General features: G+C 74.4%; 8 protein-coding genes. 4 read left to right on the top strand and 4 right to left on the bottom strand.

Going from position 1 to position 11,237, the window contains the following annotated elements; all coding sequences use genetic code 11:
• Positions 1-37: 37 nt before the first annotated feature.
• Together cysC and ACWEVO_RS16935 are read right to left on the bottom strand one after the other, a co-directional pair.
• Complete coding sequence (gene cysC, locus ACWEVO_RS16940; RefSeq protein ID WP_452308466.1) at positions 38-1,567, bottom strand: adenylyl-sulfate kinase; 1,530 nt, start codon at positions 1,565-1,567, stop codon at positions 38-40.
• 202 nt (positions 1,568-1,769) lie between these two features.
• Positions 1,770-3,275 carry a glycosyltransferase family 2 protein gene (locus ACWEVO_RS16935; RefSeq protein ID WP_452308465.1) on the bottom strand — a complete coding sequence of 502 codons (1,506 nt, stop codon included), beginning with the start codon at positions 3,273-3,275 and terminating at the stop codon, positions 1,770-1,772.
• A 238-nt stretch (positions 3,276-3,513) separates the two neighbouring features.
• Between ACWEVO_RS16935 and ACWEVO_RS16930 the strand changes: the two genes are divergently transcribed.
• The 4 genes from ACWEVO_RS16930 to ACWEVO_RS16915 are packed head-to-tail and all read left to right on the top strand — an operon-like array spanning position 3,514 to position 6,966.
• On the top strand, positions 3,514-4,428 hold the full coding sequence (locus tag ACWEVO_RS16930; protein WP_452308464.1) for an ABC transporter ATP-binding protein: 915 nt from the start codon (positions 3,514-3,516) through the stop codon (positions 4,426-4,428).
• Positions 4,421-5,302: an ABC transporter permease gene (locus ACWEVO_RS16925; protein WP_452308463.1), complete on the top strand. Its 882-nt coding sequence runs from the start codon at positions 4,421-4,423 to the stop codon at positions 5,300-5,302. The genes ACWEVO_RS16930 and ACWEVO_RS16925 overlap by 8 nt, the downstream gene beginning before the upstream one ends.
• The gene (locus ACWEVO_RS16920) at positions 5,299-6,252 is read left to right on the top strand and encodes an ABC transporter ATP-binding protein (RefSeq protein ID WP_452308462.1); all 954 of its coding nucleotides are present in this window, start codon (positions 5,299-5,301) and stop codon (positions 6,250-6,252) included. The genes ACWEVO_RS16925 and ACWEVO_RS16920 overlap by 4 nt, the downstream gene beginning before the upstream one ends.
• A 3-nt stretch (positions 6,253-6,255) precedes the next feature.
• Positions 6,256-6,966 (top strand): ABC transporter permease, encoded by a 711-nt coding sequence (locus ACWEVO_RS16915; RefSeq protein ID WP_452308461.1) that lies wholly within the window; start codon positions 6,256-6,258, stop codon positions 6,964-6,966.
• Between the two features lie 152 nt (positions 6,967-7,118).
• Here ACWEVO_RS16915 and valS read toward each other — a convergent pair whose 3' ends face one another.
• Both valS and ACWEVO_RS16905 read right to left on the bottom strand, forming a co-directional pair.
• Positions 7,119-9,683: a valine--tRNA ligase gene (gene valS, locus ACWEVO_RS16910; protein ID WP_452308460.1), complete on the bottom strand. Its 2,565-nt coding sequence runs from the start codon at positions 9,681-9,683 to the stop codon at positions 7,119-7,121.
• A gap of 110 nt (positions 9,684-9,793) precedes the next feature.
• Positions 9,794-11,237 (bottom strand): trypsin-like serine protease (locus ACWEVO_RS16905; protein WP_452308459.1); only part of this gene is annotated, 1,444 nt, incomplete at its 5' end.

Below are 11,237 nucleotides of genomic sequence, written 5' to 3'. Positions count from 1 at the left end.
GGCCCCGGGCGGGGACGGCGGCGGCCGGCGGTGCTGATCAGGCGGACTGGAGGCGGGGCTCCACCCAACCGGTCTCGGTGAGGTGGTCCATCACCCGCTGCACCGCCTCCTCGACCGTCAGGTCGGTGGTGTCCACCACCAGGTCCGCGTCGGCCGGTTCCTCGTACGGGTCGTCGACTCCCGTCATCCCGGTGAGCAGGCCGGCCCGGGCGCGGGCGTACAGGCCCTTGCGGTCGCGCAGCTCGCACACCTCCAGCGGAGTGGCGACGTGGACCAGCAGGAAGCCGGCCCCGGCGGCGTGCGCCATCTCCCGGGCGGCCGCGCGGGCCGCCGCGTACGGGGCGATCGGGCAGCAGATGGCCAACCCGTGGTGCCGGGCGATCTCCGCGGCCACCCAGCCGATCCGTCGGACGTTGGCGTCCCGGTCGGCCTTGCTGAAGCCCAGCCCGGCGGAGAGCTGCCGGCGCACCACGTCCCCGTCGAGCAGGGTGACGGTACGGTCGCCGCCCTCGCGCAGCAGATCGGCCAGGCCGCGGGCGATGGTCGACTTCCCGGAGCCGGAGAGGCCGGTCAGGAAGATGACCAGACCCCGGTGCCGGCGCGGCGGGCGGGCCCGGGCCAGCTCCTTGGCCACCGCCGGCGGGGTGTGCCACTCGGGCAGGGGGAAGCCCCGGTCCAGCAGGTCCTCGATCTCGTCCTGGCTGAGCGCCAGCCGCCGGTTGCGCGGCGGGATGTCCTCGCGCCACCGCCACTGCCCGTCCCGGTTGTCGTACGCCAGCTCGCGGGGCACCAGCACCCGCAGCCCGGCCCCGGAGAGCATGCCCTCGGTGGAGAGCAGGTGGGTCACGCCGTACGCGGCGGCCACCCGGGCGCGCAGCAGGGCGTCGCTGATCTCGTCCCGCCGGCGGGCCAGTGGCACCGCCACCAGGGTGGCCGGGGGCATCCGGTCCCGGGCGGCGAACACGCTGCGGACCAGCGCCTCGGCGGGCAGCCCGCCGACCGACTCCTCGCCGACCGGGATCATCACCAGCAGGTGGGCGCCGAGGGTGCGGGCGGCGTGGGCGATCTGCGCGAGCTGCGGCCGGTGCAGCGGCCGGTCGGCGAAGACGCCGAGCACCCGCCCCGGCGGCAACAGCGCGGTGACCTCCTCGGGGCTGCGCCGCAGCCGCTGGAACGGCCCGTGGAAGCCGTCGCCCAGGCGGCGTACCGCGCCGCCCACGCCGACGATCCCGTCCCGGACCGGCCACACGTCGGTCACGTCCATGGCGGCCACCGGCGCGCCCTCGCCGTCGGTGAGCACCAGCGCCCGGCGCAGCGGGTCGTCCAGCACCAGCCCCTCGGTGAGCGCCGCGGGCACCTGGAGGGTCACCGGCACCGGCCAGGGCGTGCCGTCGTGGAGCCGGCCACGCCGGCTCAGCGAGACCAGGTCCGGACGGGTCATGAACCCGGTCAGCGGGGCGTACGCCCCGATCAGCAGCAACTCGAGATCGGCCAGCTCACCGGTGCGCGGCGCGTACGTCGGCGCGTCCCGCAGCACGTCCTCGGGAAGCACCCAGCCGTTGCTCATCGAACCCCCAACTCACCGACCGGCCCACAGTTTCGCAGCCGACCGGCGATCGGTCGAGAGCGCCACTCCCTGCCGGCCGCTCGCGGAGGCGCAGCCGGGGCGCCGGCTCACCCGGGCGGCGGGCACCGCACCACACGGCGGGCCGCTCACCCCGGACGGCGGCGCTCGTCAGCCCCCGCCCCCGCCCCCACCCGTTCCTGCGTCAGGCGATCAGCACCGGCGCCGGGGGGACCGGTCGACGGCCCAGCCGCCGGGCCACCACCCGGCGCAGCCGGGCCCAGAAGGCCCGCTCGTTCTCCACCCGCGGCGGGGCGCCGTCGGCGGCGCAGTGCACGAGCAGCGGCAGCCCGGCGTCCCGGGTCCACCCCGCGCCGGTCACCCGGGCCTTGAGCCGCCAGGCGCCCCGGGTCCGGCCGCCGTTCACCGTGGCGAAGTCGACCGTGGCGGTCACCCGGTGCCGGATCCGCAGGACGTCCCCCTCGGATACCCGCTCGGTGTCGACGGTGGCCGGCAGGAAGATCTCCTCCTGCGTCTCCCGGTGCCGGGCGACGAGGTCCACCCTGGGCCGGCCGGCGGGGGCGGCGCCGGGCGGCGGCTCGACGCCGTCCACCGGGAACACCGGCAGGTCCCGGCCGTCGGCGCCGAACCGCATCGGCGCGTCCCCGGCGTGGAGTTCGGCGTCGAAGGTGAGGGTGACCGTGCACCCCGAGACCGCCCAGCTCCCCACCGAAGCGTGCGCCCGGACGCCCGCCTCCCACTCGGCCAGCCGGCGCAGGTCGGCCACCCGCCCCTGTTCGGCGAGGGACGCGATGGCCCGCTGCAGCGGCGGCAGGCCGGCGGCGACGCCCGGGGCGAACCGCTCCCGGATGATCTGGCGGATCTCCCCGCCGACGTGCTCGATCCACTCCTGCGGGGCGTCGGTCATCCGGCGTCCGCGCAGCCGCTCCACCATCTCGTTGCGCAGCCACCGTCGGTGCAGCCGGTCGCGCAGGGCACCGGGCGGCACGTGGGCGTCGACGATGTCCAGCGCCTCGCGCAGGCCGGCGTAGTACTCGACCGGGTCGAGCCGGGTGGCGGTCACGTTGCCCGCGTCCACCCGCCGCTGGTGGTGGTAGCAGGTGTAGTCGGCCAGCACGCAGGTCCGCCCGGAGAGCAGGTACGCCCGCACCACCATGCGGTGGTCCTCCAGCCGGCGGGGCCACCCCTCGGCGAACCGCAGCCCGTGCTTGTCGAGGAACGCCCGGCGGAACAGCTTGTGGCAGGTCAGGCTGTCGATCAGCGGCGCGTTGGCCAGGGTGGCGTCGAACCGGTTCTTGCGGAACAGTTCGCGGGGGACGCTGCGCCGGTGCCCGGCCATCTTGCCGACCACGATGTCGGCGTCGTAGGTCCGGGCGCAGGCGTGGAGCCGTTCCAGCGCCTCGTCGGCGAACCAGTCGTCGTCGTCGGCGAAGAAGACGTACTCGCCCCGGGCCCGCTCCACGCCGACGTTGCGCGGCCGGGACGGCCACCCCGAGTTCTCCTGGTGCACCACGTGGATGTGCGGGTGGGTGGCGGCCAGCTCGTCCAGGCGCCGCGGGGTGTCGTCGGTCGAACCGTCGTCGACGAAGATCACTTCGAACTCGCCCGGCGGCAGCGACTGGCGCTCCAGCGACGTGACCAGGCCGTCGAGGTGCGGTCCGCAGTTGTGGGCGGGCACCACCACGCTCACCTTGGGACACTCCGCACCGACGACCATGTGATTCCCCCGATGTGATCGTTCCGGCTCCGCCCGGTCGCGACGCCGTCTCCCCATGGTGGACGCCTGACGGGCGTCTTCGGTTGCAGGTTCGTTACCAACAGTTCACCTGGTGGGAGTGGCACCTAGGGGGCCGGCTCGCCGGGGATCAGGGAATCGCCGGGGTCGCAGTCGGTCCCGGGGGCTGCCCCGACTGCCTACGCTGGGGGTCGTGACACTGCTCGCGACCGAGTCGCTGACCAAGACGTACGGAGGACGGGTCACCGCGTTGACCGACCTCACGGTGTCGGTCGAGCCGGGGATCATCGGGCTGGTCGGCGCCAATGGCGCCGGCAAGTCCACGCTCATCAAGATCCTGCTGGGCCTGCTCGCCCCGACCAGTGGTCGGGTCACCGTGCTCGGCCTCGACCCCACCACCGATCCCGCGGCCGTCCGCGCCCGGGTCGGTTACATGCCCGAACACGACGCCCTCCCGCCCGACCTCTCCGCCGCCGAGCTGGTCACCCACCTCGGCCGGATGAGCGGCCTGCCGCGGACGGTCGCCCGGGAACGCGCCTCCGAGGCGCTGCGCCACGTCGGGCTGCACGAGGAGCGCCACCGCGCCGTCGGTGGCTACTCCACCGGCATGAAACAGCGGGTCAAGCTGGCCCAGGCCCTCGTGCACGACCCGGACCTGCTGCTCCTCGACGAGCCGACCAACGGCCTCGACCCGGCGGGGCGGGACGCCATGCTGGCGCTCATCCACCGGATCGGCACCGAGTTCGGCATCTCCGTGCTGGTCTGCTCGCACCTGCTCGGCGAGGTGGAGCGGATCTGCGACACGCTGGTCGCCATCGACGGCGGCCGACTGCTGCGCGCCGACCGGGTCGCCGCGATGACCTCGGCCACCGACGTGCTCGCCGTCGAGGTGAGCGAGGGTACGGAGGAGCTCGCCGCCCGGCTCGCCGGGCTCGGCCTGCCGGTGTCCCGGGACGGCCGGCTGCTGCTCGTCCCGCTCGCCGACGACGCCACCTACGACCAGATCATCGGCGCGGTCGCCGAGCTGGACCTGCCGTTGCACCGGCTGGACCAGCGCCGGCACCGGGTGGCCGAACTCTTCGCGACGAGGGAGCCCAGCCATGTCTGAGCCGACCGGCGTCATCCACGACATCGGCTACCAGCGCTACACGGGTCCGCGGCTGGGCCGCCGGCACGTCTTCGGCGCGCTCTACGTACACGGCCTGCGGACCGCCTTCGGGCTGGGCCGCTCCGCCAAGGCGAAGATCTTTCCCTGGTTGGTCATGGGCATCGTGCTGGTGGTCGCCGCCGGCCTGACCGCCGTGCGGACCCAGACCGGCCAGGTGGTCATGACGTACGCGCAGTTCGCGGACGCGATGAGCTGGCTGGTCATCTTCTTCGTCGCGGTGGTCGGGCCGGAGCTGGTCTCCCGCGACCTGCTCAGCGGCGTGCTGCCGCTCTACTTCTCCCGGCCGCTGCCGCGGGGCGACTACGCCCTGGCCAAGCTCGGCGCGATGGTCAGCGCCCTCTGGCTGCTGCTCGGCGCGCCGCAGCTGGTGATGTTCCTCGGCGCGGCGTTCACCACCAAGGACGGGCTGCACGGGGTCTGGACCGAGCTGGGCGACCTGCTCCCCGGCCTGCTCTACGCGGCGCTGTGGGCGGTGGTCTTCGCCTCGGTCGGGCTGCTCATCGCCTCGCTCACCGGCAAGCGGGCGTTCGCGGCCGGCGGCATCGTGGCGGTGTTCCTGATGACCGCCCCGATCGTCGGCATCCTGTCGATCATGCCGTCCCGGACGGTCAACGAGCTGGCGATGCTCGGCTCGCCCACCGCCCTGATCCATGCTGTCGGCCAGTACACCCTCGGCGACCTGCTCGTACCCGGTGGACAGAACGAAGATCAGATCGGCGGCTTCGGGCCGGTCTACGTGGCCGTCGCCGTGCTGCTGGTGGCCGGCTGCGTCGCCCTGCTGCTGCTGCGATACCGGAAGGTGGCCGCCCGATGACCACGATCAGCGCGGAGCCGGCGGCCCCGACCACGCCCGCCGCCGCCCTCGACCTCGCCGGCGTCTCCCGCTGGTACGGCAACGTGGTGGCGGTCAACGACGTCACCATGCGGCTCGGGCCGGGGGTGACCGGCCTGCTCGGGCCGAACGGCGCGGGGAAGACCACCCTGCTGCACATGATGGCCGGCTTCCTCGCCCCGTCCCGGGGCGCGGTCACCCTGGACGGCGCGCCCACCTGGCGCAACCCGGCGGTCTACCGCCGGCTCGGCCTGGTCAGCGAGCGGGAGGCGGTGCACACCTTCCTCACCGCGTACGAGTTCGTGCTGGCCAGCGCGAAGCTGCACCGGCTGCCCGACCCGGAGGCGGCGGCCCGGCGGGCCATCGACCTGGTGGAGATGGCCGACGCGCAGGACCGGCGGATCGGCACGTACTCCAAGGGGATGCGGCAGCGCACCCGGGTGGCCGCCGCGCTCGTGCACGACCCGGACGTGCTGCTGCTGGACGAGCCGTTCAACGGGATGGACCCGCGCCAGCGGCTGCACATGATGGCCCTGCTGCACCGGCTCGGCGACGCCGGCCGGACCATCCTGTTCAGCTCGCACATCCTGGAGGAGGTCGAGCAGGTCTCCGGCACCGTGCAGGTGATGGTCGCCGGCCGGCTGGCCGCCTCGGGCGACTACCGGACCATCCGCCGGCTGATGACCAACCGGCCGCACGTGTTCCGGGTCCGTTCCACCGACGACCGGGCGCTCGCGGTCGCGCTGATCGCCGAGGAGTCGGTGACCGGGGTGGAGCTGGGCCGGGACGGGCTGACCGTCCGGGCCGGGGACTACGGCGCCTTCACCCGGGCGCTGCCGAAGATCGCGCTGGCCCGGGGCGTCCGGGTCCGGTCGCTGACGCCCGAGGACGAATCGCTGGAGAGCGTCTTCTCCTACCTGGTGGGGAGCTGACCCATGTCGACGGTTACCTGGATCACCGCGCGCGGACTCTTCGGCCGGCGCCGGTTCCTGCTGCTGCTCCCGCTGCCCGCGCTGCTGCTGGCGCTGGCGATCCTCTCCCGCTCGCTCGGCGTGGACCCGGGCCAGTGGGGCCCGCCGGTGCTGGTCGGCCTCGGGCTCGCCGTGGTGCTGCCGGTGGTCGCCCTGATCGTGGGCACCGGGGTGCTCGGCGCCGAGATCGACGACGGCACGGTGGTGCACATCCTCACCAAGCCGCTGCCGCGCTGGCAGATCGTGCTGCCGAAGCTGGTGGTGGCGGCCGGGGTCAGCGCGGTCACCGTCGCCGTCCCGCTCTACGTCGCGGGCGTGCTCGCCCATTCCGTACGCCTCGGACTGGCGCTCGCCGCCGCGTCCGCGCTGGGCGCGCTGGCGTACTCGGCGCTGTTCCTGGCGCTGAGCCTGCTCACCCGCCGGCCGGTGCTGCTCGGCCTGGTCTACGTGCTGATCTGGGAGGGGCTGCTGGGCCGGTTCGTGGACGGCACCAAGGTGCTCTCCATCCAGCAGTGGGTGATCGCGCTCGCCGACAAGATGGCCCCCACCGCCCTGCTCGGAACCACCGTCTCCGTGCCGGTCGCCGCGGTCCTCACCGGCCTGGTCGTGGTCGGCTTCACGGTGCTCGCCATCGACCGCCTCCGCTCCTTCAGCGTGGCCGGCGAAACGAGCTGAAAGGAAGGGCCCCTTCTTAACGCCTCCGGTAGAGGAAGGGGCCCCTCTTAACACTCCCGGTCCCGCCGTCGGCCGTGCCTCCCTGGCGGCGTGCGCGTTAAGAAGGGCCCCTGTTCTACGCCAGGCGTTAACAGGGGGCCCTTCCTTGCACCTCAGAAGGCGCAGGCGATGACGAGTTCGGGGGTGCGGTCGGGGAGAAGGTCGAGCTTGGCGATCCGACCGGCCGCGCGGAGGTCGTCGGCGACCAGGGTGAGCCGGTCGAGCAGGGCGGCCGGGCCGAGCGCCTCGGCCAGCGGCACCTCCGCCTTCATCGACAGCTTCCGTTCCGACTTGGCCCGGCGCACCTGACCCAACGCGTCCGCGGCCAGCCGCAGCAGCTCCGGGTCACCCGGCCCCTGCACCGCCCGGCCCACCTCGTACGTGGTGGGCCAGGTCGCCCGGTGCACCGAGCCGTACCGCCACCAGGACCAGACCTCCTCGGTGACGAAGGGCAGCACCGGCGCGAAGAGCCGCAGCTGCACCGACAGCGCGGTCGCCAGCGCCGCCCGGGCCGAGTCGGCCCCCGGCCCGGTGCCGTAGGCGCGCTCCTTCACCAGCTCGATGTAGTCGTCGCAGAACCGCCAGAAGAACGCCTCCGTGGCCATCAGGGCGGCCGTGTGGTCGTACCCGTCGAAGGCGGTGGTCGCGGCGGCGACCACGCCGGAGAGCTCGGCGAGCATGGCGGTGTCCAGCGGTTCCGTCGCCGGCGCGCGCAGCGCGTCGGCGGCCCCCAGCCCGAGGGCGAACTTCGACGCGTTGAGCAGCTTGGTGGCGAGCCGCCGCCCCACCTTGATCTGCGCCGGGTCGAAGGAGAGGTCCATGCCGGGCTTGCCGTTGGCCGCCCAGTAGCGGACCGCGTCCGAGCCGTGCTGCTCCAGCAACCCCATCGGGGTCACCACGTTCCCCTTGGACTTGGACATCTTCTTCCGGTCCGGGTCCAGGATCCAGCCGGAGAGTTCCACGTCCCGCCACGGCAGCACGCCGAACTCCAGGTGCGAGCGGAGCACGGTGGAGAAGAGCCAGGTCCGGATGATGTCGTGCCCCTGCGGGCGCAGGTCCATCGGGAAGACCCGGCGGAACAGGTCCGGGTCGGTCTCCCAGCCGCCGACTATCTGCGGGGTCAGCGACGAGGTGGCCCAGGTGTCCAGCACGTCCGGGTCGCCGACGAAGCCACCCGGCACCCCGCGCCGCGCCTCCTCGTAGCCGGGCGGCGGCTCGCTCGACGGGTCGACCGGGAGCATCGACTCGTCCGGCGTGAGAGGGTGGGACCAGTCCGGCTCGCCAGTGTCGTCGAGCCGGTACCACACCGGCACCGGCACGCCGAAGAACCGCTGCCGGCTGACCAGCCAGTCGCCGGTCAGGCCGCCCACCCAGTGCTCGTAGCGGTGCCGCATGTGCTCCGGCACCCAGCGCAGCTCCCGCCCCCGGGCCAGCAGCTCCTCCCGCAGGCCGGCGTCCCGGCCGCCGTTGCGCAGGTACCACTGCCGGGTGGAGACGATCTCCAGGGGCCGGTCGCCGCGCTCGTAGAACTTGACCGGATGGGTGATCGGGCGCGGTTCGCCGACCAGGTCGCCGGCGTCGGCCAGCAGCGCCACGACCGTCCGCCGGGCGCCGTTCACGGTCTGCCCGGCCAGCGCCGCGTACGGCTCGGCCGGCACGCCGGCCGGCGCCTCGGGCAGCAGCCGGCCGTCCCGGCCGATCACCACCCGGGTGTCCAACTCCAGGTCCCGCCACCAGGTCACGTCGGCCAGGTCGCCGAAGGTGCAGACCATCGCGATGCCGGTGCCCTTGGCCGGGTCCGCCAGCGGGTGCGCGCGCACCGGCACCTCGACCCCGAAGACCGGGGTACGCACCGACCTGCCGACCAGGTCCGCGTACCGCTCGTCGCCGGGCTGGCAGACCAGCGCCACGCAGGCCGGCAGCAGCTCCGGCCGGGTGGTGTCGATCAGCACGTCCCGGCCGTCCGGCGCGTGGAACCGCAGCCGGTGGTACGCGCCGGGGCGCTCCCGGTCCTCCAGCTCCGCCTGGGCGACCGCGGTGGCGAACCCGACGTCCCAGAGCGTCGGCGCCTCGGCCTGGTACGCCTCGCCCCGGGCCAGGTTGCGCAGGAACGCCCGCTGGCTGGTCGCCCGGGCCACCCGCCCGATCGTGTTGTACGTCAGCGACCAGTCCACCGACAGCCCGAGCCGCCGCCACAGCGCCTCGAAGACCTGCTCGTCCTCCACCGTGAGCAGCTCGCACAGCTCGATGAAGTTGCGCCGGGAGATCGTGGTCGGGTCTTTCCGGGCCTCGTCGGTCACCGGAGTGGCCGGCGGCCGCCAGTCCGGGTCGTACGGCAGGGCCGGGTCGGGGCGCACCCCGTACACGTTCTGCACCCGGCGCTCGGTGGGCAGGCCGTTGTCGTCCCAGCCCATCGGGTAGAAGACGGTGCGGCCGCGCATCCGCTGGAACCGGGCCACCGCGTCGGTGTGCGTGTACGAGAAGACGTGCCCCATGTGCAGCTCGCCCGATACGGTCGGCGGCGGGGTGTCGATGGCGTACACGTCGGACCGCTCCTTGCTCCGGTCGAACGCGTAGGTCCCGTCCTCCTGCCAGCGGCGCGCCCAGGTCTCCTCGATGCCGTCCAGGGTGGGACGTTCGGGGACGCCGGCGCGGGCCGTCCTCGCCGTATCGGTCATCGCCCGATCGTAGGCATCCGGTGACGGATCGCTCCACAGCTTTGCCCGCCGCGGCCGTCGCGTCGCGACGCGGCCGGTGCCGCGGTGCGACCCGACGGCCGGCGGGGCGGTCAGCGGGCGATCAGGCCGGTCCCCGGGCCCCGGGTGGCGAGCTGGAAGTAGCCGGGGCCCTGGGACGCGTTGACCCGGGCCAGGATGGTGGAGACCGGGGCGTAGTGGTTGTGCTCGTCCGCGTTGGTGCACGGGCCCGAGCCGGGGTCGCCGTCGGAGAGGATGCCCAGCGCCTTGCCGTCGGACTCGGTGAAGAGTGGGCCGCCGCTGTCGCCCGCGCGGGCGCAGATCCGCACGTCGATGCCGCCGCCGGACTTGCCGTCGATCTCGCCGCACCGGGTGCCGGGCAGGTAGCCGGCGCCGGCGCCGGAGTCGACGTACACCTCGCCGGACTTCGGCGTGTAGGCGGAGCCGGTCGCGCAGACCACCCAGCCGAGCTGGATCGCGCTGTACGGCACGTACCCGGTGATCGACACGTCCCGGCTGGTGGTGCAGTTCGGGTTGTCGGCCACGCACCAGTAGTTGACCAGGCTCGGGCCGGCGGCGGCCGGGTACTTCCAGCGGTCCAGCGCCCCGGCCTGGTACGGCATGATCGCGTAGTCGTTCGGGTAGGCGTTCTCGGCCAGCACCGGGGCGGTCGACTCGACCGAGACCGGCACCTTCGGCCCGAGGAACTGGTGCCACGTGGTGTCGACGTGCTGGTGCCGGCCGCCGACCACGCAGTGCCCGGCGGTCAGGACGTACCACTTCCCGATCCGGGAGCGGAGGTTGAAGCCGACCGTGCAGCCGCCGACCGTGCCGTCGTCGCGCGGCACGTCCAGCCGGATGCCGCCGCGCATCGGCGCCTGCGCGCAGTAGCGCGGGTCGCACGCCTTCGGCACCACGCCCGCCGGGCGGGGCCGGGCCGTCGCGGGTACGCCGGCGGCGGCGAGCGCCTCGGCCAGGCGGCTGTCCGCGGCGGTGATCCGCCCCCCGGTGAGCACCGCCAGCGCGTTGCGCCGCAGGTCCACCACCACGTCCTCGCCCGGGGTTCCGCCGAGTGCCGCGGCCAGCCGGTCGGCGGCGTCGGTGAGCCGGTGCAGCGAGTGCCGTACCGCCACCACCCGCACGTGCGCGGCGTCGGGCGCGCCGGCGACGGCCGCGCGCACGGCGGCCGGGTCGGTGGCCGCGACGACCAGCACCCCGCCGGCCGTCTGGTCCAGCCACATGCCCCCGTACGTGTCGGGCTGGTCGGCGGCCAGCCGGTCGGCGAGCGGGCCGGAGAACTCCTGCAGGGCGAGCCGCCGGGCGGCCTCGGTCGCCGAGACGCCGTAGCGCTCGCGCAGGTAGCCGACGGAGGCGGGAGCGGCCGCGGCCACCTGGGCGGCCGGGCGGGCGGCGCTGGCCGCGGCGGCGGCGGACGACGCGGGGCGGCCACCGGTGCTGGTGCGGGTGCCCCGGCCGCCGGGACCGGCGGCCTGCGCGCCGGCCGTCGGGTCGTCCACTGGGGCGGCGAGGGCCGGC

The sequence above is a fragment of the Micromonospora sp. NPDC003776 genome (genome assembly GCF_053605645.1).
This window is presented reverse-complemented; position numbering and strand designations above follow the sequence as displayed.

Excerpts from the sequence above, each read along its gene's own strand:
- ACWEVO_RS16925 (WP_452308463.1), top strand. The coding sequence starts at position 4,421 with ATGTCTGAGCCGACCGGCGTCATCCACGACATCGGCTACCAGCGCTAC.
- ACWEVO_RS16915 (WP_452308461.1), top strand. The coding sequence starts at position 6,256 with ATGTCGACGGTTACCTGGATCACCGCGCGCGGACTCTTCGGCCGGCGC.
- valS (WP_452308460.1), bottom strand. The coding sequence starts at position 9,683 with ATGACCGATACGGCGAGGACGGCCCGCGCCGGCGTCCCCGAACGTCCC.
- ACWEVO_RS16920 (WP_452308462.1), top strand. The coding sequence starts at position 5,299 with ATGACCACGATCAGCGCGGAGCCGGCGGCCCCGACCACGCCCGCCGCC.
- cysC (WP_452308466.1), bottom strand. The coding sequence starts at position 1,567 with ATGAGCAACGGCTGGGTGCTTCCCGAGGACGTGCTGCGGGACGCGCCG.